General features: G+C 71.8%; 24 protein-coding genes, 1 tRNA gene, 2 pseudogenes and 1 riboswitch. Of the genes and pseudogenes, 12 read left to right on the top strand and 15 right to left on the bottom strand.

The window, feature by feature from the left end; genetic code table 11:
* Positions 1 to 66: 66 nt before the first annotated feature.
* Positions 67 to 816, bottom strand: a complete 750-nt coding sequence (locus ACY34I_RS03560; RefSeq protein WP_462752379.1) for a LamB/YcsF family protein — start codon at positions 814 to 816, stop codon at positions 67 to 69.
* Positions 800 to 1,201, bottom strand: a pseudogene (locus tag ACY34I_RS03555) (5-oxoprolinase subunit C family protein); the annotation flags it as partial. The gene ACY34I_RS03560 and the pseudogene ACY34I_RS03555, both read right to left, overlap by 17 nt.
* 137 nt (positions 1,202 to 1,338) lie before the next feature.
* Here ACY34I_RS03555 and trhA point away from each other — a divergent pair.
* Positions 1,339 to 1,962 (top strand): PAQR family membrane homeostasis protein TrhA, encoded by a 624-nt coding sequence (gene trhA, locus ACY34I_RS03550; protein WP_462752543.1) that lies wholly within the window; start codon positions 1,339 to 1,341, stop codon positions 1,960 to 1,962.
* Between the two features lie 82 nt (positions 1,963 to 2,044).
* On the opposite strand, the gene ACY34I_RS03545 is transcribed toward trhA, so the two are convergent.
* Positions 2,045 to 2,332: a DUF6458 family protein gene (locus tag ACY34I_RS03545; protein WP_462752377.1), complete on the bottom strand. Its 288-nt coding sequence runs from the start codon at positions 2,330 to 2,332 to the stop codon at positions 2,045 to 2,047.
* A 115-nt stretch (positions 2,333 to 2,447) separates the two neighbouring features.
* Here ACY34I_RS03545 and ACY34I_RS03540 point away from each other — a divergent pair, with 115 nt between their 5' ends.
* Positions 2,448 to 2,984 (top strand): SixA phosphatase family protein, encoded by a 537-nt coding sequence (locus ACY34I_RS03540; RefSeq protein WP_462752375.1) that lies wholly within the window; start codon positions 2,448 to 2,450, stop codon positions 2,982 to 2,984.
* Between the two features lie 91 nt (positions 2,985 to 3,075).
* Here the strand turns inward: ACY34I_RS03540 and ACY34I_RS03535 are convergent, their stop codons facing one another.
* From ACY34I_RS03535 to ACY34I_RS03525, 3 genes are all read right to left on the bottom strand, one after another.
* Positions 3,076 to 3,345 carry a DUF6458 family protein gene (locus ACY34I_RS03535; protein WP_073835076.1) on the bottom strand — a complete coding sequence of 90 codons (270 nt, stop codon included), beginning with the start codon at positions 3,343 to 3,345 and terminating at the stop codon, positions 3,076 to 3,078.
* Between the two features lie 176 nt (positions 3,346 to 3,521).
* Complete coding sequence (locus ACY34I_RS03530; RefSeq protein WP_462752372.1) at positions 3,522 to 5,378, bottom strand: acyl-CoA dehydrogenase; 1,857 nt, start codon at positions 5,376 to 5,378, stop codon at positions 3,522 to 3,524.
* 137 nt (positions 5,379 to 5,515) lie between these two features.
* The gene (locus tag ACY34I_RS03525; protein WP_462752370.1) at positions 5,516 to 6,184 is read right to left on the bottom strand and encodes an NAD(P)-dependent oxidoreductase; all 669 of its coding nucleotides are present in this window, start codon (positions 6,182 to 6,184) and stop codon (positions 5,516 to 5,518) included.
* An 87-nt stretch (positions 6,185 to 6,271) separates the two neighbouring features.
* Here ACY34I_RS03525 and ACY34I_RS03520 point away from each other — a divergent pair, with 87 nt between their 5' ends.
* Positions 6,272 to 6,760 (top strand): MarR family transcriptional regulator, encoded by a 489-nt coding sequence (locus ACY34I_RS03520; RefSeq protein ID WP_462752368.1) that lies wholly within the window; start codon positions 6,272 to 6,274, stop codon positions 6,758 to 6,760.
* Positions 6,761 to 6,763: 3 nt separating this feature from the next.
* Here the strand turns inward: ACY34I_RS03520 and ACY34I_RS03515 are convergent, their stop codons facing one another.
* Both ACY34I_RS03515 and ACY34I_RS03510 read right to left on the bottom strand, forming a co-directional pair.
* Positions 6,764 to 7,891: a PP2C family protein-serine/threonine phosphatase gene (locus ACY34I_RS03515; protein WP_462752366.1), complete on the bottom strand. Its 1,128-nt coding sequence runs from the start codon at positions 7,889 to 7,891 to the stop codon at positions 6,764 to 6,766.
* Between the two features lie 100 nt (positions 7,892 to 7,991).
* Positions 7,992 to 8,639: a septal ring lytic transglycosylase RlpA family protein gene (locus ACY34I_RS03510; protein WP_462752364.1), complete on the bottom strand. Its 648-nt coding sequence runs from the start codon at positions 8,637 to 8,639 to the stop codon at positions 7,992 to 7,994.
* 206 nt (positions 8,640 to 8,845) lie between these two features.
* Between ACY34I_RS03510 and ACY34I_RS03505 the strand changes: the two genes are divergently transcribed.
* The 3 genes from ACY34I_RS03505 to ACY34I_RS03495 all read left to right on the top strand — a co-directional run bounded on the left by ACY34I_RS03505 (position 8,846) and on the right by ACY34I_RS03495 (position 11,002).
* Entirely contained in the window at positions 8,846 to 9,385 is a 540-nt protein-coding gene (locus ACY34I_RS03505) for a phosphoribosyltransferase family protein (RefSeq protein ID WP_462752362.1), read from the top strand.
* Positions 9,386 to 9,434: 49 nt separating this feature from the next.
* Positions 9,435 to 10,454 carry a questin oxidase family protein gene (locus ACY34I_RS03500; protein ID WP_462752360.1) on the top strand — a complete coding sequence of 340 codons (1,020 nt, stop codon included), beginning with the start codon at positions 9,435 to 9,437 and terminating at the stop codon, positions 10,452 to 10,454.
* Between the two features lie 116 nt (positions 10,455 to 10,570).
* Positions 10,571 to 11,002, top strand: a complete 432-nt coding sequence (locus ACY34I_RS03495; RefSeq protein WP_462752358.1) for an ASCH domain-containing protein — start codon at positions 10,571 to 10,573, stop codon at positions 11,000 to 11,002.
* A gap of 7 nt (positions 11,003 to 11,009) precedes the next feature.
* Here the strand turns inward: ACY34I_RS03495 and ACY34I_RS03490 are convergent, their stop codons facing one another.
* The 3 genes and pseudogenes from ACY34I_RS03490 to ACY34I_RS03480 all read right to left on the bottom strand — a co-directional run.
* Positions 11,010 to 11,888, bottom strand: a complete 879-nt coding sequence (locus ACY34I_RS03490) for an LLM class flavin-dependent oxidoreductase (protein WP_462752356.1) — start codon at positions 11,886 to 11,888, stop codon at positions 11,010 to 11,012.
* A gap of 58 nt (positions 11,889 to 11,946) precedes the next feature.
* A complete protein-coding gene (locus ACY34I_RS03485; protein ID WP_462752354.1) occupies positions 11,947 to 13,002 on the bottom strand; it encodes a MerR family transcriptional regulator in 1,056 nt (351 codons plus the stop codon).
* Between the two features lie 91 nt (positions 13,003 to 13,093).
* Positions 13,094 to 13,192: pseudogene (locus tag ACY34I_RS03480) on the bottom strand (LysR family transcriptional regulator); the annotation flags it as partial.
* Between the two features lie 110 nt (positions 13,193 to 13,302).
* Here ACY34I_RS03480 and ACY34I_RS03475 point away from each other — a divergent pair.
* The 3 genes from ACY34I_RS03475 to ACY34I_RS03465 are packed head-to-tail and all read left to right on the top strand — an operon-like array spanning position 13,303 to position 14,595.
* On the top strand, positions 13,303 to 13,659 hold the full coding sequence (locus tag ACY34I_RS03475; RefSeq protein WP_462752352.1) for a DUF1801 domain-containing protein: 357 nt from the start codon (positions 13,303 to 13,305) through the stop codon (positions 13,657 to 13,659).
* Positions 13,656 to 14,039, top strand: a complete 384-nt coding sequence (locus tag ACY34I_RS03470) for a VOC family protein (RefSeq protein ID WP_462752350.1) — start codon at positions 13,656 to 13,658, stop codon at positions 14,037 to 14,039. Before ACY34I_RS03475 ends, ACY34I_RS03470 begins: the two co-directional genes overlap by 4 nt.
* Positions 14,040 to 14,061: 22 nt before the next feature.
* Positions 14,062 to 14,595, top strand: coding sequence for a GNAT family N-acetyltransferase (locus ACY34I_RS03465; RefSeq protein ID WP_462752348.1), 534 nt, complete (start codon positions 14,062 to 14,064; stop codon positions 14,593 to 14,595).
* 40 nt (positions 14,596 to 14,635) lie between these two features.
* Here the strand turns inward: ACY34I_RS03465 and ACY34I_RS03460 are convergent.
* A tRNA-Gly gene (locus ACY34I_RS03460) sits at positions 14,636 to 14,709 on the bottom strand.
* A 243-nt stretch (positions 14,710 to 14,952) separates the two neighbouring features.
* Here ACY34I_RS03460 and ACY34I_RS03455 point away from each other — a divergent pair.
* The gene (locus ACY34I_RS03455; protein ID WP_462752346.1) at positions 14,953 to 15,936 is read left to right on the top strand and encodes a zinc metalloprotease; all 984 of its coding nucleotides are present in this window, start codon (positions 14,953 to 14,955) and stop codon (positions 15,934 to 15,936) included.
* Between the two features lie 66 nt (positions 15,937 to 16,002).
* Here ACY34I_RS03455 and ACY34I_RS03450 read toward each other — a convergent pair whose 3' ends face one another.
* Positions 16,003 to 16,548 (bottom strand): pyridoxamine 5'-phosphate oxidase family protein, encoded by a 546-nt coding sequence (locus tag ACY34I_RS03450; RefSeq protein ID WP_148793840.1) that lies wholly within the window; start codon positions 16,546 to 16,548, stop codon positions 16,003 to 16,005.
* Positions 16,549 to 16,626: 78 nt separating this feature from the next.
* On the opposite strand from ACY34I_RS03450, the gene dcd reads away from it, so the two are divergent.
* Positions 16,627 to 17,205, top strand: a complete 579-nt coding sequence (gene dcd / locus ACY34I_RS03445) for a dCTP deaminase (RefSeq protein ID WP_148793839.1) — start codon at positions 16,627 to 16,629, stop codon at positions 17,203 to 17,205.
* Positions 17,206 to 17,250: 45 nt separating this feature from the next.
* Here dcd and ACY34I_RS03440 read toward each other — a convergent pair whose 3' ends face one another.
* Positions 17,251 to 18,285 carry a C40 family peptidase gene (locus tag ACY34I_RS03440; protein WP_462752343.1) on the bottom strand — a complete coding sequence of 345 codons (1,035 nt, stop codon included), beginning with the start codon at positions 18,283 to 18,285 and terminating at the stop codon, positions 17,251 to 17,253.
* Positions 18,286 to 18,297: 12 nt separating this feature from the next.
* A riboswitch (cyclic di-AMP (ydaO/yuaA leader) is annotated at positions 18,298 to 18,433 on the bottom strand.
* A gap of 231 nt (positions 18,434 to 18,664) precedes the next feature.
* Here ACY34I_RS03440 and ACY34I_RS03435 point away from each other — a divergent pair.
* Positions 18,665 to 20,710, top strand: coding sequence for an N-acetylmuramoyl-L-alanine amidase (locus ACY34I_RS03435; protein ID WP_462752341.1), 2,046 nt, complete (start codon positions 18,665 to 18,667; stop codon positions 20,708 to 20,710).
* A 63-nt stretch (positions 20,711 to 20,773) separates the two neighbouring features.
* Here ACY34I_RS03435 and ACY34I_RS03430 read toward each other — a convergent pair whose 3' ends face one another.
* A complete protein-coding gene (locus ACY34I_RS03430) occupies positions 20,774 to 21,790 on the bottom strand; it encodes an NlpC/P60 family protein (protein ID WP_462752339.1) in 1,017 nt (338 codons plus the stop codon).
* Positions 21,791 to 21,849 lie beyond the last annotated feature (59 nt).

Raw genomic sequence — 21,849 nt, 5'->3', positions numbered from 1 at the left:
TCGCGGGCTGAGGGGACTCCTTCCCTGAAGTTGCGCGGATCTTGACGCCGGCGCCGGGTAACGGGGTCAGGCGAACGGGCGGAGGGTTACCTCGGCGTCGATGAGGGCGGCTCGGACCAGCTCGGCGCAGCGCACCGCGCCCGGGGTGTCCCCATGCAGGCAGATCGACTCGACCGCACACGGGACGACGCTGCCATCGACCGCGACCACGGTCCGCTCGGTGGCCATCCGGACCGCCCGGGTGGCCACCTCCTCCGGGTCGGTGACCAGCGCGTTCGCGGCACTGCGGGGCACCAGGGAGCCGTTGGGCAGGTAGTTGCGGTCGGCGAAGCCCTCGGCCACCACCCGCAGGCCCGCGCCGGCCGCGAGCTGGGCGAGCACCGAACCGGGCGGGCAGAGCAACGGCAGCTCGCCGTCGTACTGGTTGACCGCGGCGACCAGTGCCGCGGCCTGCGTCTCGTCGCCGGCGGCCGCGTGGTAGAGCGCACCGTGCGGCTTGAGGTAGCGGACCCGCGTGCGGAACAGCTTGCAGAACGCGTCCAGCGCGCCGAGCTGGTAGATCGTCTCGTCGCGCAGCTCGGCGAAGTCGTACGCGATGTGCCGCCGCCCGAAGCCGGCGAGGTCCCGGTAGCCGACCTGGGCACCGACCGCGACCCCCCGTTCGGCGGCGCCGGCGCAGACGCGGTGCATGGTGGACGGGTCGCCACCGTGGAAGCCGCAGGCGACGTTGGCGGAGGTGATCAGGTCCAGCAGTGCCTCGTCGTCACCGAGTCGCCAGATGCCGAATCCCTCGCCGAGGTCAGCGTTGAGGTCCATGGAACGTCACCGTAGTCCCTGGACGGGCCTGCGCGAGCGGCGTCACGTCGTCCACCACCCCGATCACCGGGTAGCCGCCGGTGGTCGGGTGGTCGGCCAGGAAGATCAGCGGTTGGCCGTCGGGCGGCACCTGCACCGCGCCGAGGACGAGGCCCTCGCTGGGCAGTTCCCCGGCCACCGCGCGGGGCAGCGCCGCGCCGACCAGTCGCGCGCCGACCCGGTTGCTCGCCGGGCTGATCGCGTACGGGGTGGTGAACAGCAGGTCCAGCGCGGCGGGGGTGAACCAGTCGTGCCGCGGGCCGGGGCGGACGGTCAGTCGCAGCCGGTCGGGGAGGGCCGGGCCGGCGGTGACGTCCACCGAGGCGGGGTGACCGGCGGGCCGGCCAGGCGCAGCGCGGGTCCGCCGACCGTTCAGGCGGCGTGACGGTCCACACTACTTGCAGGTAACCTACGGTGCCGTAGCCTATTGGCGTGACCTCCGCACCGCTTCGACTCAAGCCGGTCGACATCGGTAAACCCCGGATGCGCGGCTGGCTGCACACCTACGCGTTCTTCACCGCGCTCGTCTGCGGCATCGTGCTCTGCTCCATCGCGGCCGCCCGCCCCGGCTGGGCACCCCTGGTGAGCTGCCTGATCTACAGCCTGACCGTGTGTGGTCTATTCGGCACCAGCGCCCTCTACCACCGTCGGGTGTGGTCCCAGCGCGGCTACCAGATCATGCGCCGGATGGACCACTCGATGATCTTCGTGTTCATCGCGGGCACGTACACCCCGTTCTGTGCGCTGCTGCTCGATCCTCGCCCGGCCGAGGTCATGCTCGGCCTGGTGTGGGGCGGGGCCCTGTTCGGGGTGGCGCTGAAAATGATCTGGCCGCACGCCCCACGCTGGGTCTCCGCGCCGCTCTACCTGGCCCTCGGCTGGGTCGCGGTGGCCATGCTGCCGCAGATCCTGCACGCCGGCGGGGTCACCGCCCTGGTGCTGCTGATCGTCGGCGGCGCGATCTACAGCGTCGGCGCGGTCTTCTACGCGCTGCGCCGGCCGAACCCGTGGCCGACGGTCTTCGGTCATCACGAGTTCTTCCACGCCTGCACCCTGGTCGCGGCGATCTGCCACCACGTCGCGATCTACTTCGCTCTCTTCGCCTGACCAGGCCGCGCCGGACCCGCCACCCGGGAAACGGTGCGAGGGCCCCGCGACGGCGCGGGGCCCTCGGCCATCTCGGGGTGGCTCAGGCCGGGTAGCCCGGGCGGCGTACCTCGCGGTACTCCTCGCGCACGACCCGGTCGTCCTGCACCGGCACCACTGGCTCGGCGACGACCCGCTCGCGCACTGGCTGAGCGACCACGGTACGGCGGCGGTTGTTCCAGAAGTAGAGCGTGGTGAGCAGCCCGACGACGCCGACGAGCATGAGCACCCAGCCCACGACGTTCAGGTCGAGCCATCCCAGGTTGGCGTCGATGGCGAACGCGAAGATCGCGCCCAGCGCGATGAGGAAGATGCTGGCTCCGATGCCCATGACGTCGCCTCCTTGGCGTTCTGCTGGCGTTTCCTACCGCCGCGGCCATGGCTGAGGTAGCGGCACCCATCGACTTACCCAGGCGGTCCGATCGCCAATCAGGCAAGCTGGGCGCATGACGGAGGGCAGGAACCAGGAGCACGCGTTGGTGCTGCTCCGGCACGCCAAGGCCGAGCAGTACCGGGACGTCCCCGACGCGGAGCGTCCGCTCACCGCGCGGGGGCACGCCGACGCGGCGGCGGCCGGGGCCTGGCTGGCCCGGCACACCCTCCTCCCGGACGTGGTGATCTGCTCCACGGCCCGGCGCACCCGGCAGACCTGGCACGGGGTGGCGCTGGGTATGACGGGCTCCCCGCCGGAGGGCGGACCGGCCGGGTCGTCGCCGGTAGTGCGCTACGCGGCGACCGCGTACGAGGCGCAGCCGGAGGACCTGTTGACGCTGGTCCGGGCGGTCCCGGCGGAGACCGGCACGGTCCTGCTGATCGGCCACAACCCGGGCATCTCGCTGCTCTCGGCGCTACTCGACCCGGAGGGGGCGGATCCGGACGGGCTGCGGACCACCGACCTGGCGGTGCACCTCCTGACCACCAGCTGGACGAACCTGGGACCGGGTGGCGCACCCATCACCGCCCGCCACACCGCCCGCGGCTGAGGCACAAGGAAGGGCCCCTCCTCAACGCCTCGCGTAGGGAAGGGGCCCCCTCTTGACATCGGTCCCGGGCACTGGTCCCGCGCGACCGCGGTCAGGACGGTGGTGCGGTGGGCGGCGGCGGATCGGGCGGCGGCGGCATCATCGCGGTCGGATGGGAGAGCCGGTTCTCCTCCACGATCAGCGTGCGGGCCCGCTTGCGCCGGTCCTGCCAGAACCAGAGCGTGGTGAGCAGGACGGCGAGCCCGGCCAGGATGAGCACCCAGCCGACCGCGCGCAGGTCGATCCACCAGACGTTGGCCCGGATGGCAAAGGTCAGGATCGCGCCGACGGCGATCAGAAAGATTCCGCTTCCAATGCCCATGTGCGCTGCACTCCCCCGTGCGGTGGCCCTTGGGCGTGTCCGGTCGTGGTCCGCGACGGTTACCCGTCAGGCGGCCGGCCTACCGGCCGGGCCGCGAAACAAACGGCGGCGGCCGGCGAGCCAACCGCTCGCCGGCCGCCGTTCGTCAGCAAACCGGTCCGATCACCCCACGGGGATCAGAACGCCTCCTCCGGGAGGTCCATGATCTCCAGGTCGGCGCCCTCGATGATCCGCCGGTCGGCGCCGATGCGGGGCAGCACCTCGCGGGCGAAGAACCGGGCGGCGGCCACCTTGCCGGTGTAGAACGCCCGGTCGGCGGTGGGGATCTCGCCGGCCAGCGCCTGCAACGCCACGTCCGCCTGCTTCTGCAGCAGCCAGCCGACCACCAGGTCGCCGACCGCCAGCAGGAACCGGCGGCTGCTCAGGCCGACCTTGTAGAGGGCCCGCGCGTCGCCGGCCTGGGCATCGCCGAGCCAGCCGGTCAGCACGCCGAGGATGTTCTGGATCTCGGCGAGGGCCTTGCCGAGCGCCTGCCGCTCCTCCTTGAGCTGGCCGTTGCCGGCCTCGGAGGTGATGAACTCCTGGATCTCACCGGCGACCGCCAGCAGGGCCTTGCCGTTGTCCCGGACGATCTTCCGGAAGATCAGGTCGAGGCTCTGGATCGCCGTGGTGCCCTCGTACAGGGTGTCGATCTTGGAGTCCCGGACGTACTGCTCCAGCGGGTAGTCCTGGAGGAAGCCCGAGCCGCCGAAGGTCTGCAGCGCCTCGTGGCCGAGCAGCTCGTACGCCCGCTCCGAGCCGACGCCCTTGACCAGCGGCAGGAGCAGGTCGTTGACCCGCTTGGCCAGCTTGGTGGCCTTCTCGTCGCCGGCCGCCTCGGCGATGGCGACCTTGTCCTGCCAGGTGGCCGTGTAGCAGACCAGGGCCCGCAGGCCCTCGGCGTACGACTTCTGCAGCAGCAGCGAGCGGCGCACGTCCGGGTGGTGGGTGATGGTCACGCGCGGGGCGGTCTTGTCGGTCGACCGGGTCAGGTCGGCGCCCTGCACCCGGTTCTTCGCGTACTCCAGGGCGTTCAGGTAGCCGGTGGAGAGGGTGGCGATCGCCTTGGTACCGACCATCATCCGGGCGTACTCGATGATCATGAACATCTGCCGGATGCCGTCGTGCTTGTCGCCGAGCAGCCAGCCCTTGGCCGGGACGCCGTGCTCGCCGAAGGTCATCTCACAGGTGTTGGAGACCTTCAGGCCCATCTTGTGCTCGACGTTGGTGGCGAAGACGCCGTTGCGCTCGCCCAGCTCGCCGGTCTCCTCGTCGAAGTGGTATTTCGGCACCACGAAGAGGGACAGCCCCTTGGTGCCCGGGCCGCCGACGCCCGCCACGCCGACCGGGCGGGCGAGCACATAGTGGACGATGTTGTCGGAGAGGTCGTGCTCGCCCGAGGTGATGAAGCGCTTGACGCCCTCGATGTGCCACGAGCCGTCCGGCTGCGGGATGGCGCGGGTCCGGCCGGCGCCCACGTCCGAGCCGGCGTCCGGCTCGGTGAGCACCATGGTCGAGCCCCACTGCTTCTCGATGAAGAGCTTGGCCCACTTCTGCTGCCGCTCGGTGCCCTCGACGTGCAGCACGTGCGCGAAGGACGGGCCGGAGGCGTACATCCAGATCGGGGCGTTGGCGCCGAGCACCAACTCGGCGAGCGACCACCAGAGGGCGCGCGGGGCGTTGGTGCCCCCGAGGGCCTCCGGCAGGTCCAGGCGCCAGAACTCCGCGTCCATGAACGCCTGGTAGGACTTCTTGAACGACTCCGGCAGCGGGGCGGTGTGCGTCGCGGGGTCGAAGACCGGCGGGTTGCGGTCGCTGTCCGAGTAGCTGGCGGCGAGGTCCTCGCGGGCCAGGCGGTCGACCTCGGAGAGGAAGCTGCGGGCGGTGTCGACGTCCAGGTCCGTGTACGGCTCCTGGCCGAACGTCCGGTCCGCCCCGAAGACCTCGAACAGGTTGAACTCGAGGTCCCGAAGGTTGCTCTTGTAGTGGGTCATGCTCGCTGGCCCCGCTTCCGGACAGATATTACCGATCAGTAACTGAGACTCTATTACTCACCGGTAGCCAACGACAACCCGATCACCGAAGTGACAGCGATTACACACCCCCGGTTCAGCTTCCGGCCACACCGGCCCTAGCGAGCGACGCCGACGGTCTGCCGGACGGACTGCGGCCGGTCGAGCAGCGCGAGCATGAGATGGGCGACGTCGGCCCGGGACACGGACAGGCCGCCCCGGATGTTCCGCCCGTACGCCGTGCGGTAGCCGCCGGTCAGCGGGCCGTCGGTGAGCCGCGGCGGCCGGACCACGGTCCAGTCCAGGACGCCGTCCCGCAACTCCTCCTCCATCAGCGCGAGGTCGGCGTAGTGGCGCCGCAACACCCGCCGGATCGCCGGCCCGAGCACGAAGCGCATCAGGGGACCGTCGCCCTCGTCGTACCGCGGCGGCTGGGGCCGCCCGGGGGTTGGGACCACGCCGACCGGCGCGGCGCTGATCACCACGATTCGTCGTACGTCCGCCCCGGTCAGCGCCTCCGCGACCGCCCGGGTGCCCCGGGAGGCCACGCTGGCGTCGGCCGCGGACCGAGGGCCCAGGCCGGACAGCACCGCGTCGGCGCCGGCGACCGCCGCCCGCAGCGCCCCCGGATCGGCTGAGGACAGGTCGGCAGTGACGACGCGCGCGGAAGCATCGGGCAGCCGGGCCGGATCGCGCACCACCGCCGTGACGTCGTGACCGGCGGCCAGCGCCTGGGCGACGAGGTGACGTCCGATCCCGCCACTGGCCCCGAAGATCGTGAGCCGCATCTGCCATCCCTTCGTCGACGACCGCCCCAGGCGGCCGGCTCCCGTAAGATATGGAAACCGTAACAGTTGATACGAGGTCCAAACAATATGAGTTCCGTAGAACATGCGGACGCGCGGCGGCACCGCCGGACGGCCACCCGGATCAAGGAGGCGATGCGGGAGCTGAACAACCAGCTCGCGCTGCTGAACCACCAGGTCGGCGTACGTCTCTCGCTGCGCGACGTGGACCTGGACTGTCTCGACCTGATCTCCCGGCACGGGCCGCTCAGTCCCGGCACGCTGGCCCGCCGGGCGGGCCTGCATCCGGCCACCATGACCGGCATCCTGGACCGCCTCGAACGGGGCGGCTGGATCGTGCGCGAGCGGGACCCTGATGCCACCGATCGCCGCTCGGTGGCCGTCCGGGCCCTGCGCGAGCGCAACGGCGAGCTGTTCCGCCTGTACGCGGGCATGAACGCCGCGATGGATGAGCTCTGCGCCGGGTACGACGAAGCCCAGTTGGAGGTGATCGCCGACTTCCTGGGCCGGGCCGGGGAAGCCGGGCGGCGGGCCACCGAGGAGCTGGCCGAAGGCTGACCTTCAGCTCTCCGCCGCGCCGACCTCCCAGCTCGGCACGGGCGCCGTCACGTCGCGGGCCGGGCCGGTGTATTCCATCAGGACCAGCGCGATGTCGTCGTCGAGCCGACCGTGCACCCACTCGACCAGGGCCGTCTCCAGCGAGGCCAGGCCGTCGGCCACCGTCCCGTGGCCGAGCAGCCGCCACGCCCGGTCGGCGGTCGGGAAGAACTCGCCGTCCCGGCGGGCCTCGCCGAGCCCATCGGTGAAGAGCAGCAGCCGGTCGCCCGGTTCGAGCCGTTCCACTCGGGGCCGGACCACCGGCATGAAGCCGAGCGGAGGCGCGGGCGCCGGGGGTTCGAGCGGGATCACCTCGCCCCCGCGCAGCAGCAGCGGCGGCGGGTGCCCGCAGTTGACGATGGTGAGCGTGCCACCCCGCTCCTCGACCAGCGCGGCGGTGACGAAGTCCTCGTCGCCCACGTTGCGGGCCACCGCCCGGTCCAGGTCGGTCACCACGGCGCGCAGGTCCGCCCGCTCGTACGCCACGTGCCGGTAGGAGCCGAGGACGATGCTGGCCAGCCGGACCGCGTCCAGCCCCTTGCCGCGGACGTCGCCAATGATCATGCGGACGCCGTACGGGGTGTCCATCACCTCGTACAGGTCGCCGCCGATCACTGCGGTGGCCGTGGAGGAGATGTAGGAGGCAGCCACGGCGAGGGTGCCCACCTGCGGGCCGAGCGGCCGGAGCACCGCCTGCTGGGCGACCGAGGCGAGCCGGGACAGTTCGGCGATCCGCTCGGACTGGCGTTGGTGGGCCGCGGCCACGGCGGCGGCGATCGCGGTGGCCAGCGCGATGCCCGCGACGTTGACCGCGGTGACCAGCGACATGGTCGGCTCGACGAGGGCGAAGGAGCCGCCGATCCCGGTGGCGAGGACACCCACCCCGAGGACGACCCGCCAGGAGGCCAGCGCGGCGGCGAGGACCGGAGCGGCGGCCATCAACGCGATGTAGTGCGCGCTCGGGCCGTCCGCGATCTCCACGACGGAGACGAGTGCGAGCAGCCCGAGGGCCGCGCCGAGGCCGGCGCGGGATCCGGGACTCAGCGGGCCGTGGCCCGACTGGAAGGCTTGCGTGCGTACACCGGACAGCATGCCTGATGGACGTGAACGGGTGAATGAACCTGACCCGTCGTCCGACGGTATTCTGCCCGGCCGGATCGCTCCGGCGGCACGATCGCCCCCCGTCACCCGATCAGCCGAGGACCTCGTACCGGACGGTCACCTCGCCGAGATCGGTCGAGGCGATCGCCGCGAAGGCGGCGCGGGACAGGTCCAGGCAGCGACCGTCGACGTACGGGCCGCGGTCGTTGATCCGGACGACCACCGACTTGCCGTTGGCCGGGTTGGTCACCCGGACCTTCGTGTCGAACGGCAGGGTCTTGTGCGCGGCGGTCATTGCGTTCGGGTTGAAGGTCTCCCCGTTCGCGGTCATCTGGCCCTCGTCGTAGAAGGACGCTCCGCAGGAGCCGCTGCTCACGACCTTCGGCGCCGGAGTGGTCTTCTTCGCGGTCGGCTTCGGGCTCGCGGTCCGCGTCAGGCTCCGGGAGGCCGCCTGGGTACGGGTCGCCTTCGGGCTCGGGGTGGCCTTGGCCGACGGGCTGAGGCTCGGCGTGCCGGACGCGCTCGGCGTGGCGGACGCGGTCGGCGACGGGGTGGCCGAGGTGGGAACGACGGCGCTGGGCAGGGCCTCGGCGACGGCGGGCTCGGCCGCGGGCTCCCCGGAGGTGAGTCGGACCACGCCGACGGTGCCGCCGACGGCGAGCACCACGCCGACGGCCGCAGTGGCGGCGATGCCGGCGGGCGAGGAGAACTTGCGGGTACGGAGGTGCCTACCAGCCACCGCGCGGTCCTTTCGTCAGCGGAGCAAACCGGCTCGGACCGTAACGAGAGAAGCACTTCCGAAGTCAACGTGATCATGGTGCTATGCCCATATTTACCCCGATACGTGTATCCGCTCGTGTGAACATTCCTCATCCGAACGGGGGAATGATCGCTGGCCGGGGCCGGTGCCGCATCGCCTGGCGTCGGTGGCCGAGGATAGGAGCCGTGCTGAGCCGACGCCTGGTCGAACTGTTCCGCTGGGTCGACCCCGGGCCGGACAGCAGTCATCTGGTCAGCGACAGCTCCGGCTGGTGGCGGGATCCGGTGGTGCTGGCCGGCATCGGACCGGCCCTGGCCGGGCTGTTTTCGGACGCCCGGCCCACCGTCGTGGTCGCCCCCGAGGTCACCGGGCTGCTGCTCGGCCCGCTGGTGGCGGTGGCGGCCGGCGCCGGCTTCCTGCCGGCGTACAAGCAGGACAGTGGGCGACGGCGGGTCGGCCCGATGCGCTGGGCCGAGACGCCGCCGGACTACCGGGGCCGGCGACTGCGCATCGGGGTGGACGCCCGCCGGCTCGGCCCCGGCGACCGGGTGCTGCTCGTCGACGACTGGGTGGCCACCGGCGCCCAACTCGACGCGCTCGCCCGACTGGTCTGGGACAGCGGGGCGGAGCCGGTCGGCACCGCCGCGGTCGTGGCGACCTGCCCGCCGCCGGTGGCCGAGCGGCTCCGGCTGCGTACGCTGCTCACCGCGGACCAGCTGCCCTGAGCGCCGCCGGGGTTGACCTCAACGGCGGTTTAACATCGAGGATCGCCGCATGGACGACGGCATCCTGGACGAGGCGTACCAACGGCTGCACCGCACCGGCCCGGAATTCGAGGGCTGGCTCTCCAACCACGGGCCGATGGCCGTCGAGGCGATGGTCCGGCACGGGCACGGCGCGCGGGTGCACCGCTGGCTGGACGACTACCTGCGGCAACTGGACGAGCGGCCCCGCGGACTGCGGCCGATCGACGACTGGCGGGACGCGCTCGGCGACCCGAAGCGGGCCGGCGACTGGCTCGCCCACTTCGACCGCGAGGTGCGCGAACGCCCCTGGCGGGAGGTGCTCGGCAGCTGGTGGCCCCGACTGCTGCCGGGCATCGCGGCCGGCGCCACCCACGGCGTGATCCGGGTCGGGCACGCGGTCCGGGCGCTGCGTACCGACGGAGTGAACCCGGAGCGGCTCGCCGAGCTGGGCCAGGCGCTCGGCTACTGGGCCGCCCGCTGGCAGCCGGTGCCCGGGGCCGGCCCGCTCACCGGCCGGTCCGACGCGGCGGCCGCGCTGGCCGGGCTGCCCCGGATCCCCGAACAGACCGGCGGCATCCGGGAACGGCTGGGCCGGCTGCCGGACCTGGCGGGCTGGCCCGGGGCCGTGATGGCGCTGCGCCCGCCGGGCGACCCGGCGGAGGCCGAGCGGACCCTCACCGAACTGGTGCACCGGGCGAGCCTGGACTACCTCCGGTTCGGGCACGCGAACCCGGTGATGCTGGTGCACGCGGTGACCGCGCCGACCGCGGTGCTGCGTACCCTGCCGGCCCTGGATCCGGCGCTGTGGGCGCCGAGCGTCGCCGCGGCGTGGTCGGCCACGGCCGCCGTCACCTCGGTGTACGCCCCACCGGCGCCGGCCGCCCCACCGGCGGTCACGCCAGTGGCGCCGGCGGAGGTGTTCGCCCGGGCGGCCCGGCACGGTGACGCACACGTGGTGAAGCTGGCCGACGCGGTGCTGGACGCGCACGCGGCGACCGACGACGCCCGGGTCCTGACGGCGGCCGGCTACGCCGGACAGCTCATCTGAGGAAGTCCTCGACGGCGGTGCCGCCGACCAGCAGGCACGGCGCGCTCGCACCGTGCGGTCGTGGGGCGGATGGAATCCCCGCGACGGGCGGTCGGCCGACGACTAGCCTCGGCAGGATGTGGCCCCGCGTCGGTGGACTTCGCACGCTCGCCCTCGGCACACCCGGCGAGATGCGCACCAACCTCAACACACTCGTGCTCGCCGGCGTGAAGACCGCCACCGCCGGCCTCACCAGGGAGTATGCCGACGAGAACGAGAAGCTGGAACACGTCGGCGAACGGCTGGTCCTGGTCGACGACCACGACGCGCTGCTGGGTGTCGTCGAGGTCACCGACGTCGAGGTGGTCCGCTTCGCCGACGTGTCCTGGGACTTCGCCCGCTCCGAAGGGGAGGGGGACCGGTCCATCGAGGAGTGGCGGGAGGGGCACCGCCGCTTCTGGGCCCGGGAGGGCTTCGCGGTCGACGACGACACTCAGGTGGTCTGCATCCGGTTCCGGCTGGTCTCCGCCGGGGACGGCGGCATCAGCACCGGAGACCTGGGCACCTGAGGCGGGGTCAGACCCGGCGCAGCTCGGGCAGCAGACCGGCCGCCTCCACCAGCACCGCCTCGTCGCCGGCGTACCAGCTGCTGGCCCGGGGCCAGTGCGTCACCACGTCGGTGAAGCCCAGGTGCCCGGCCCGGGCAACCTGCTCGGCGAAGAAGTCCGCGTTGCTGAGCGAGAAGACCGGCGCCGAGTCCAGCGACAGATAGCGGTCCAACGTGGCGAGGTCGCGGCCCGCCCGCTCCAGGGCCTCGTCCATCCGGCCGGCGAGGTCGGCGACCGACGACCACCAGCTCTCCAGGTCGTCACCGCCGAGCCCGGTGGTCACCCACCCCTGCCCGAACCTTGCGACCAGGCGCATCGACCGGGGCCCGTTCGCGGCGACCACGAACGGCACCCGGGGCTGCTGGACGCAGCCGGGATTGTTCCGCGCGTCCACGGCGGCGAACCACTCGCCCCGCCAGGTGGTGCCGTCCTCCCGGAGGATCAGGTCCAGCAGCTCGGTGAACTCGGCGAACCGGTCGACCCGCTGCCGGGGCGGCAGGGTCTCCCCGCCGAGCACGGTGGCGTCGAAGCCGATGCCGCCCGCGCCGAGGCCGAGCAGCAGCCGGCCGCCGGAGACGTCGTCCACGGTGGTCACCTGCCGGACGAACGCCGCCGGGTGCCGGAAGTTCGGCGAGGCGACCAGCGTGCCGAGACGGATCCGGGAGGTCACCGTCGCGGCGGCGGTCAACGTCGTCATCGAATCGAACCAGGGACCGTCGACCAGGTCCCGCCAGCCCAGGTGGTCGTACGTCCAGGCGTGGTCGAAGCCCCACTCGTCCGCCTGCCGCCAGCGCCGCTCAGAGTCCGACCAGCGCTGGTCGGGCAGGATCACGATGCCAATCCGCATGATCGCCACCCTAAGGCCTGGGCCGGCCGGCCCGCTCGGGCCGGCCGACCGGTCCGGGCTACTCCGTCACCACGTCGGCCACCACGCAGGCGACGTTGTCCGGCGCGCCCTGTGCGTACGCGAGGTCGACCAGGCGCCCGACGGCGGTCTCCGGATCGTCCGCCCCGGCGAGCGCGGCGTGCAGCGCCTCCGGGGCGACCACCGCGGAGAGCCCGTCGGAGCAGAGCAGATAGCGGTCACCGGCGAGGGCAGTACGCAGCGCCAGGTCGGCCTCCACCTGGGCACCCGCCCCGAGAGCCCGCACCAGCAGGGCCCGCTGCGGGTGCGCGGCCGCCTCGGCCGGGCTGAGCCGGCCCTGGTCGACCAGCGACTGCACGTACGTGTGGTCCTGGGTCAGCCGGACCAGCTCGCCCCCGCGCAGCAGGTACGCCCGGCTGTCCCCGACGTGCACCAAGGCGAGCTGAGACCCGCGCCGCAGGATCGCGGTGAGGGTGGTGCCCGGCTGGTGCCCTTCGGTGGCGGACGCGCGTACCGTGCGGTCGGCCGCGGCCACCGCGTCGGCCAGCGTGGCGAGCAGCTCGGCGGCCGGTGCCGCGGAGAGCTCCAGCGGCCGGAGCGCGTCCACGGCGGCGGCACTGGCGGCGACCCCGCCCGGGCCGCGCATGCCGTCCGCCACGGCGAGCAGCGTCGGGCTGGCGTACGCGGTGTCCTCGTTGGAGTCCCGGACCGCGCCCGGCTCGCAGCGGACGGCGTACCGGAGGATGGGTTCGGACATGGTGGTGCCCCTCTCGGAGAGCTGGTCGACGAGGAGCGCGACGACGCGCCCGCGGGCCGCCGTGTCGGCGCTGACCCGGCGCCACCAGGCGTCGACGGCCTCGGCCGCCGAGTCGGGCGGCAGGCCGCAGACGGCCCGGATGTCCGCCAGCGGCATCCCGGCCCGCCGCAGCGCGGCGATCAGCCGGGCCCGGTCGAGCTGGCTCGGCGCGTAGTAGCGGTAGCCCGAGTGCGGGTCGACGGCGGTGGGCGGCAGCAGCCCCAGCTCGTCGTAGAGCCGCAGCGCCTTCGGCGTCAGGCGCGCCGCGCGGGCGAACGCCCCGATGGTCAGCAGCTCCACGGACGCATCCTCCTCGTGCCGGTCCCGGTGACCGGCACGGACCACGCTCGGGTTTCCCGCAGGGGCAAGGTCAAGGGATGAGCCTGGCCAGCATCCGCCCCGTGGTCACCCGCAGCCGCTCGGCGGTACGCCCGAAGTGCAGCTCCTCGGCCAGCGTCAGGAACGTCTCGATCTCGTACCGCTTCAGCACGCCGACCCCCATCGTTGAATCCTGGTCAACGATCGTAGCCCGATCGCGGCTTGGTCGACGGCGGCGTCCAGACCAGGGTGGACAGCGACCCCTTCGAGGAAAGGAACCCCATGGATGCCGTCACCGACTACCTGGCTGGCCTCGACATCCCGCTGCGCGAGACCGGCGAGAAACTCCGTAGCCTCATCGACTCCGTGCTGCCCGAGGCCACCGGCGCCATGTGGCACGGCCACCCGGTCTGGGGCCTCGGCGACCGACCGGGCAGGACGCCGGTCTGCCTGGTCAAGGCGTACTCGTCGTACCTCACCTTCGGGCTGTGGCGTGGGCAGGACGTGGCGGACGCCTCCGGCCGGCTCGCCCCGGGCGCGCGACGGATGGCCTCGGTCAAGCTCCGGACCGTCGACGAGATCGACCCGGACCTGTTCGCCGGCTGGCTCCGGCAGGCGTACGCCCTGGAGGCGCAGTGAGCGCGGTGCGGGTGACGGGCTTCGACCACCTGGTCCTCACCGTCGCGGACGTGGACCGGTCCCTCGACTTCTACTGCGGCACGCTCGGCCTGGCACCGGTACGCGTCGACCGCTGGCGGGACGGCGAGGTGCCCTTCCCCTCGGTACGCGTCAGTCCCGAGACGATCATCGACCTGGTACGCGGCGAGCCGACCGGGTCGAACGTCGACCACATCTGCCTGGTGGTGGCACCCGTGGACTGGCAAGCGGTCATCGACTCCGGGGCGTTCACCGTGCTGACCGGGCCGGTGCCCCGCTTCGGCGCCCGGGGCAGCGGCACCTCGATCTACGTACGCGACCCGGACGGCAACACTGTCGAGCTGCGCTCGTATCCGGAGTAACCACCGTTGCTAACGTGGCGCGATGCCTCAGCTCCAGCGACTCGACGCCCACCACGCCCCCGCGCTGCTCCGCTTCGAGCGGGAGAACCGGGCGTACTTCGCGCGGACCGTGCCGGACCGGGGTGACGACTACTTCGCGGAGTTCGCCGCCCGGCACGCGGCGCTGCTCGCGGAGCAGGCCACCGGCCGGTGCCACTTCCACGTTCTGGTCGACGACGACGGCGCTGTGCTGGGGCGGTTCAACCTAGTGGACGTCGCCGACGGCAGCGCCGAGTTGGGCTACCGGGTGGCCGAACGGGCGACCGGGCGGGGCGTGGCGCAGGACGGCGTCCGGCGGGTCTGCGAGCTGGCCCGCGACGGGTACGGGCTGCGCCAGCTGGTCGCGTCCGCCGCGCTGGAGAACCCGGCGTCGCTCGCGGTGCTCCGGCGCACCGGGTTCGTCCCGGTCGACGAGGTGCAGCTCGGCGGCAAGCCCGGTCTCCGGCACGTCCGCGACCTGAGCGCCGCAGATCAACCGTCGGGCGCCGCCGGCGCAAGAGGCGGTAGCAACGACTGAGGCCCCAGCCAGGAAACCTGTCCTGATCTGGGCCTCACGGTGGAGCGGGTGACGGGAATCGAACCCGCACTGTCAGCTTGGGAAGCTGATGTTCTGCCATTGAACTACACCCGCAGGCCGCACCACTGTACCTGAGGCCACCGCCCCCGTGCACCCAGGTACCCCCGCGGCGGCTCGACGTGTCGCGAGAGCGGCTGGAAATGATCTTGCAACACCCCTCCCCAGCCCCAGCAGGAAAAAGCTTCACGTCGCCAATGCATAGCCATTCTCAAATCTGTCAATCGGTTGTAGCGTCTCCCCAACGTTTCAGCCACGGCGTGACACACCCCGGTCGCGCCGCCAGAAAGAGGTGGGCCCATGGGACCTCGTCCCAACCTGCTGACCCGGCGTGCCGCCGGTGTCGCGTCGACGACCCTCGCGCTGCTGCTCAGCACCGCCGCGGTGGGTGTCGTCCCGGCCGCTTCGGCCTTCTCCGCCGCCCCCGCGGGCGGCTGTGTCGAGCCGGTCGACGTCCACTCGGACGCCCGGGTGAAGGCCGGCGCGCACGCCAAGCACGAGCCGAACGAGCTGACCGTTGCCCAGGTCCGTGAGCGCGAGGCGGACCTCGCCGCCGCCCTGGCCGAGCGGGCCCGGTCGCGCGCCGGCGCCGGAGCCACGCCCCTGGCGACCGTGACCATCCCGGTTGTGGTGCACGTCATCCAGCGGGACAGCACCCGGGCCGGTGGCAACATCCCGGACTCGATGATCACGCAGCAGATCAGCGTGCTCAACCAGGCGTACAGCGGTGGCACCGGCGGTGCCCCTACCGCCTTCAGCTTCCAGCTCCAGAAGATCAACCGGGTCACCAACCCGGCCTGGTACCCCATCATCTCGGGCTCCACCGCCGAGCGCCAGATGAAGACCTCGCTGCGCGAGGGCGGCAAGAACACCCTGAACATGTACCTGGGTGAGCTGAGCGACGGCCTGCTCGGCTGGGCGACCTTCCCGAAGCGCAAGCTCGACAGCATGGACGGCGTGGTCGTGCTGAGCGAGTCGCTGCCGGGCGGCACCGCCACCAACTACAACCAGGGCGACACCGGCACCCACGAGATCGGCCACTGGCTGAACCTCTACCACACCTTCCAGGGCGGCTGCTCGGGCTCGGGCGACAGCGTCGACGACACCCCGGCCGAGGCCTCGCCGGCGTACCAGTGCCCGACCGGTCGGGACACCTGCACGGCGTCGGGCCTGGACCCGATCACCAACTTCATGGATTACACCTACGACTCCTGCATGCACCAGTTCACCTCTGGTCAGGCGAGCCGGATGCTGACCGCGTGGAACGCCTACCGCGCGGCGTAACCGCCGAGCACAGCGAACCGGTGCCGGTCCCGTCCTCGGACGGGGCCGGCACCGGCGTCTACGCGGTCAGGCGGCCGGGCGGCGGGTGTCGAAGCCGTGCCGGCCGCGCCGGCCCTCGGGCATGGTCGAGGTATGCCGCGCTGGAGCGGTCGCCTGCGGGTCGAGCCAGACCCGCACCTGCGGCCGGCCCCCGCCGAGGTGGGCCGCCTGGTCGCGCCGGGTCAGCATCGCCACCTCGACGGTGAACTCGAACAGCCGCCAGTCGACGTGCGGCGCGGCCCGGCCGATCCCGGCCAGCCGGGCCACGGTCGCCGGGTCGGTCACCGGGCGGGCCCGGCCGGCGACGTACGCCTCGTCGTCGCTCTCCTCCGGCGGGAAGGAGTGCAGCGCGTAGCGGCCATCGCGTTCGAGGTCGCGGCGCTTGGGCGAGTCGATGACGAAGCAGTAGAGCCCCTCGTCGGTGATGACCGGGGAGACCGGGTGGACCCGGGGGCCGCCGTCGGCGCGGACCGTGGCGAGGTAGCCGAAACCCGGCCCGTACTGCTGCAGGAGAAGGCGGATCTCGTCGGCGAGTCGGGGCTCGTCGGCGGCGAATTCGGACCAGGAAGCCATGCGGACATTCTATCGAACACGTGTACGAAGATGTAGTCCGACACGCAGGTCACCCGTTCCGGTCGCTATGGTGTTCCGATGCTGCTCTCCGACCGCGACCTGGTCTCCGAGATCAAGGCGGGCACCCTCGCGCTGGAGCCCTTCGAGCCCACGCTGGTGCAGCCTTCCAGCATCGACGTACGCCTGGACCGGCTCTTCCGGGTCTTCAACAACCACCTCTACACGCACATCGACCCGTCCGTGCAGCAGGACGACCTGACCTCGATGGTGGAGGTGCCGGAGGGGGAGCCGTTCGTGCTGCACCCGGGCGAGTTCGTGCTCGCCTCGACGCTCGAGGTGATCTCGCTGGGCGACCAGCTCGCCGGCCGGCTCGAGGGCAAGTCGAGCCTGGGCCGGCTCGGGCTGCTCACCCACTCCACCGCCGGCTTCATCGACCCGGGCTTCTCCGGGCACGTCACGCTGGAACTCTCCAACGTGGCCAATCTGCCCATCACGCTCTGGCCGGGCATGAAGATCGGCCAGCTCTGCATCTTCCGGCTCTCGTCGCCGGCCGAGCACCCGTACGGCTCGGCGGTCTACGGCTCGCGCTACCAGGGGCAGCGCGGGCCGACCCCGAGCCGGTCCTGGCAGAACTGGCGGGTCTGGCCGACCCGCTGAGCACGCCGCAGGGGCCCCCGCGGCGCGGGAGCCCCTGCGGACCGGTCAGCCCGGGCGGCCGTAACTGTTGATCTGGCCGTCGTCGACGCGTTTCATGGTGATCGGCTTGCCGGACTGGGAGGCGTGCACCACCCAGCCGCCACCGACGTACATGGCGACGTGGTGCAGGTCGCTGTAGTAGAAGACGAGGTCACCGGGGCGTAGCTCGCTGCGGCTCACCCGCCGGGTGACATCGTGCTGCTCGCGGGCGTTGTGCGGCAGGGAGACCCCGGCCTTGGCCCAGGCCGCCATGGTGAGTCCGGAGCAGTCGTAGTGGTCCGGGCCGGCGGCACCCCAGACATAGATCTTGCCGATCTGGGCGCAGGCGAACTTCACCGCGACACCGGCCGGGCCGCCCGGGTAGCCGGCGGGGCAGGGCGCGGGGCGCAACGGCCCGCCGCCACCATTGCCGTAGACCTTGAGGCGGAGCTTCTGAAGCCGGGCGATCTCGGCGTCGATCTGCTTCTTCTGCGCCGCGAGCTGGGCTTCGGTACGGGTGAGCTGGGCGACCATCTCGTCCAGCGGCTTCTTCTTCGCGGCGAGTTGGTCGCGCAGTTCGGCGACGGCTTGCACCTCCTGCCGCTGGTGGTGCGCGAAGCGGTCGAGCAGTTCGAGGCCGTTGACCACCTCGCTCGGCGACCGGCTGCCCAGCAGGGCGTTGACGGTGGAGAGGTTGTTGCCCTTGTACGCGTCGGCGGCCAGCCCGCCGACCTGCCCGAGGGCGGCGTCGACCCGGGCCTCCAGCGGCGCGATCTGCTTGGCCAGCGCGTCGGCCTGCTTGCGCCGGGCAGCGAGCTTCTCGCGGGTGGAGTTGACCTGTTCGATGATCGGTTCGAGCTTGTTCCAGTCCTGGTCGATCTGGCGCTCGATCTCCGCGACCGACGGTTCGGCGTGGGCCGCCGTGGCGCCGCCGGTCAGGACGACGGCGGTGCCGACCAGGGCGGCGAGGGCGGTGGTGAAGCGGGACCAGCGTGAACGCGGCGCAGCCGCCGACCGGTCGACCGACCGGACCGACGGTGGCCGCGGGGCATGGTATGCCACCGGGCTCCGTACTCCTTCTTCCTGACCGCCTACCGGGTTAGCTGACGGGTTCGGGCGGGAAGGGAGGCGCCCTACCGCAGTGGCTGCGGATTCACCCCAGGTACCTGGGTCCCCGGCTCGCCCGGAGGCGACTCGGCGGTGTCCGACCGTCACCACCCGGGTTGGACGGTGAACCTACCGGTCGACGACTGACCAGACTAGGGACCGTTGTTATCGTTCCGCAACCCGTTGGGCCGTGACACTCCGTACCGGATTCGCGAACAAGCGGGGCATGAAGGTTTTCTACGGACAACATCTCAATTCGGAAAGGTATTGACCACAGGGCATCGGCGGAGTGAGGGTGGGGGCGCAGTCACCCCCATCCCTATCTGGAGGTTCAATGCACCTCTCAGCACTGCCACCGCGCAGACGGATACTGCTGGCCGCCGCCGTCGCGGCGGCCACCGCTCTCGCGACCAGCGGTCCCACCGCGGCGGCACCCCTCACCGCCGGGACCACCGACAGCGCAGACCGCCAGCAGCAGTACGCCACCGCGGCGGCGGAGTACGGCGTGCCGCAGAGCGTCCTGCTGGGCGTCTCCTACCTGGAGTCCCGCTGGGACACCCACACCGGCCAGCCCAGCACCAGCGGCGGCTACGGCCCGATGCACCTCACCGACGCCGAGCAGGTCGCCTCGACCCCGTCCAGCGCACACGTGGACGAGAACGAGGACCCCCGCGGCGACGAGTCCCGCCCGCTCACCGTCGACCTGAGCGCCGCGGCTGCGCCGTCCGGGGACGCCCTGCCCCAGGCTTCGCTGCAGACCATGGACGCTGCCGCCGACCTCACCGGCGAGTCGAAGGAGACGCTGCGCACCGACGCGGCCGCCAACATCCGGGGCGGCGCGGCGCTGCTGGCCTCGTACCAGAAGGAACTGGGTGGGCCGGTCGGCGCCGGCAGCGACCCGGCGGCCTGGTACGGCGCGGTGGCCCGGTATTCCGGCGCGGACACCGAGGACGCCGCGGCGGCCTTCGCCGACGAGGTGTACGACCAGCTGAGCCAGGGCGCCAGCCGGACCACCGACGACGGCCAGCGGGTGACCCTCGCCGCCACCGCGGTGACGCCGGACGAGTCCGGGCTGCACAAGCTCGGGCTGCGCCGCGCCGAGCGGCCGGACGGGATCGAGTGCCCGGTCCGCCTCGCCTGCGAGTGGATCCCCGCGCCGTACGGCGAATACACGATCCCCGAGACGAACATCGTGGACTACGGCAACTACGACATCGGCAACCGGCCGGCGCAGCAGAAGATCGAGTACATCATCATCCACGACACCGAGGGCTACTTCGGCCCCAGCGTGCGGCTCGTCCAGGATGTGACCTACCTCGGCTGGCACTACACGCTGCGCTCGGTGGACGGATACGTGGCCCAGCACATCAAGGCCAAGGACGTCGGCTGGCAGGCCGGAAACTGGTACGTCAACGCCAAGTCCATCGGCATCGAGCACGAGGGCTTCGCCGGCCACGGCACCTGGTACACCGAGGCGATGTACCGGACCTCGGCCAAGCTGGTTCGCCACCTGGCGCTGCGGTTCCAGATCCCGCTGGACCGGCAGCACATCCTCGGTCACGACAACGTCCCTGGCACCACCGCCGGGACCGTCGCCGGCATGCACTGGGACCCAGGCCCCTACTGGGACTGGTCGCACTACTTCGACCTGATGAAGGCGCCGTTCCAGTCGACCGGCACCCCGCACACCGGCCTGGTCACCATCGACCCGGACTTCGCGTCGAACAAGCCGGCCTTCTACGCCTGCAACCAGCAGCCGCCGGGGGTGCCGAAGCCGGTGCCGCCGGCCGAGCCCTGCCCGCTGCGCGGCTCGTCCTCGGTCATCCTGCGCACCGGCCCGAGCCTGGACGCGCCGCTGGTCAACGACAAGGGGCTGCGCCCGAACGGTACGCCGAACACCATGCACATCAAGGATCACGGTGCCCGCGCCTCGGCCGGTCAGACGTACGCCCTCGCGGACATCCAGGGCGACTGGACCGCGATCTGGTACCTCGGCCAGAAGGCCTGGTTCTACAACCCGGCCTCGGCACCGACGGCGAAGTGGGCGCAGGGCTTCGTGGTGACCCCCAAGCCGGGCAAGACCACCATCCCGGTGTACGGGCGGGCCTACCCGGAGAAGGATGCCTACCCGGCCACCATCCCGTACCAGGGCATCTCGCCGCTGCAGTACACCTTCCCGGCGGGCCAGCGGTACGCGCTCGGCGGCACCCTGCCGGGCGAGTACTACCGGGCGGTCTCGTTCGACGGCTCCGCGCCGGGCGACCGGACCGTGGTCCGCGGTGAGAACCAGTACGTGCAGATCCAGTTCGGCCACCGGGTGATGTACGCGAACCTGGACGACGTGCAGATCCTGCCGGCGTCGGTCGGCTCGCCCAGCTGACCCGAACGAAGCGAAGGCCCCGGTCCGCCTGGACCGGGGCCTTCTTCGTGCGGTACGGGAGGATCAGGTGACGCGCCGGAAGCCGGCGACCGGCATGTAGCTGATCTTGGTCACCTGGACCGGTTTGCCGGTCCGTGGCGCGTGCACCATCAGGCCGTTGCCGAGATACAGGCCGACATGGTGCAGGTCGCTGTAGAAGAAGACCAGGTCACCGGGGCGCGCGTCGCTGCGGGACACGGCTCTGCCCTCGTTCCACTGCGCTCCGGTGAAGTGGGTCAGGGAGATGCCCGCGGCCTTGTAGGCGTACTGGGTGAGGCCGGAGCAGTCGAAGGCGTTCGGGCCGACGGCACCCCACACGTACGGGTCGCCGACCTGGGCGCAAGCCGTCTTGATCGCGGTCCGCGCGGCGCTGCTCACCACGCCGTTGATGGTCGGGCATCCCGCGACCATCACCGTGGTTTTCGGCATCAGCGCGGTCAGCCGCTTGATCTCGCTGTCGATCTGCTTCTTCTTCGCCGCCAGCTCGTCGCTCTGCTTCTGCTGGGTGGCGATCAGCTCGTCCAGCTTCCGCTTCTGCCGGTCGTACTTGTCCCGGACAGCGAGCACACTGGCGACCTGCTTCTTCTGCTCCGCGGCCAGGTGGTCGAGGATGACGAGCTGCTCACCGAGGACGCCCGGCTTGGTGCTCGTCAGCAGGGCGCCGATCTCCTGCGAGGGGCCGCGCATGTAGTAGCGGGCCGCCATGTCGCCCACCTGGTTCATCGCCAGGTCCGACTCCAGCTCCAGCGGCACCATCTTCTTCTCGAGGTCGTCCGACTTCTTCTTGTTGACCCTGAGCTGGGCGCGGACCTTGTTGTAGCTCTCGATGGTGGGCTCGAGCTGTTCCCACTGCTTGTCGATCTGCGCCTCGATCTCGTCCACCGACGGCGCCGCGTGCGCCGGAGCCGCCAGCAGCCCGGCGCCGACCGCGACGGCCGCGACCACGGTGAGGAGACGGCGTACGACCCGGCGCGCCCCGACCGGTGGGGCGGGCGGCTGGCTCGGGACGTGACGATGAGGGGGCATGGTTGCCACCGGCACGGACTCCTTTGCAACCGACCGCCGGGCGCCTCGCAAGAGGGGAAGTCGAGGCAGACGAC

Source organism: Micromonospora sp. RTBAU3-60, from assembly GCF_054963695.1.
This window is presented reverse-complemented; position numbering and strand designations above follow the sequence as displayed.

What these genes read in the sequence shown, in the direction of transcription:
- ACY34I_RS03560 (WP_462752379.1), bottom strand. Translation starts at nt 816, where the DNA reads ATGGACCTCAACGCTGACCTCGGCGAGGGATTCGGCATCTGGCGACTC.
- trhA (WP_462752543.1), top strand. Translation starts at nt 1,339, where the DNA reads ATGCGCGGCTGGCTGCACACCTACGCGTTCTTCACCGCGCTCGTCTGC.
- ACY34I_RS03545 (WP_462752377.1), bottom strand. Translation starts at nt 2,332, where the DNA reads ATGGGCATCGGAGCCAGCATCTTCCTCATCGCGCTGGGCGCGATCTTC.
- ACY34I_RS03540 (WP_462752375.1), top strand. Translation starts at nt 2,448, where the DNA reads ATGACGGAGGGCAGGAACCAGGAGCACGCGTTGGTGCTGCTCCGGCAC.
- ACY34I_RS03535 (WP_073835076.1), bottom strand. Translation starts at nt 3,345, where the DNA reads ATGGGCATTGGAAGCGGAATCTTTCTGATCGCCGTCGGCGCGATCCTG.
- ACY34I_RS03530 (WP_462752372.1), bottom strand. Translation starts at nt 5,378, where the DNA reads ATGACCCACTACAAGAGCAACCTTCGGGACCTCGAGTTCAACCTGTTC.
- ACY34I_RS03525 (WP_462752370.1), bottom strand. Translation starts at nt 6,184, where the DNA reads ATGCGGCTCACGATCTTCGGGGCCAGTGGCGGGATCGGACGTCACCTC.
- ACY34I_RS03520 (WP_462752368.1), top strand. Translation starts at nt 6,272, where the DNA reads ATGAGTTCCGTAGAACATGCGGACGCGCGGCGGCACCGCCGGACGGCC.
- ACY34I_RS03515 (WP_462752366.1), bottom strand. Translation starts at nt 7,891, where the DNA reads ATGCTGTCCGGTGTACGCACGCAAGCCTTCCAGTCGGGCCACGGCCCG.
- ACY34I_RS03500 (WP_462752360.1), top strand. Translation starts at nt 9,435, where the DNA reads ATGGACGACGGCATCCTGGACGAGGCGTACCAACGGCTGCACCGCACC.
- ACY34I_RS03495 (WP_462752358.1), top strand. Translation starts at nt 10,571, where the DNA reads ATGTGGCCCCGCGTCGGTGGACTTCGCACGCTCGCCCTCGGCACACCC.
- ACY34I_RS03490 (WP_462752356.1), bottom strand. Translation starts at nt 11,888, where the DNA reads ATGCGGATTGGCATCGTGATCCTGCCCGACCAGCGCTGGTCGGACTCT.
- ACY34I_RS03475 (WP_462752352.1), top strand. Translation starts at nt 13,303, where the DNA reads ATGGATGCCGTCACCGACTACCTGGCTGGCCTCGACATCCCGCTGCGC.
- ACY34I_RS03465 (WP_462752348.1), top strand. Translation starts at nt 14,062, where the DNA reads ATGCCTCAGCTCCAGCGACTCGACGCCCACCACGCCCCCGCGCTGCTC.
- ACY34I_RS03455 (WP_462752346.1), top strand. Translation starts at nt 14,953, where the DNA reads ATGGGACCTCGTCCCAACCTGCTGACCCGGCGTGCCGCCGGTGTCGCG.
- ACY34I_RS03450 (WP_148793840.1), bottom strand. Translation starts at nt 16,548, where the DNA reads ATGGCTTCCTGGTCCGAATTCGCCGCCGACGAGCCCCGACTCGCCGAC.
- dcd (WP_148793839.1), top strand. Translation starts at nt 16,627, where the DNA reads ATGCTGCTCTCCGACCGCGACCTGGTCTCCGAGATCAAGGCGGGCACC.
- ACY34I_RS03435 (WP_462752341.1), top strand. Translation starts at nt 18,665, where the DNA reads ATGCACCTCTCAGCACTGCCACCGCGCAGACGGATACTGCTGGCCGCC.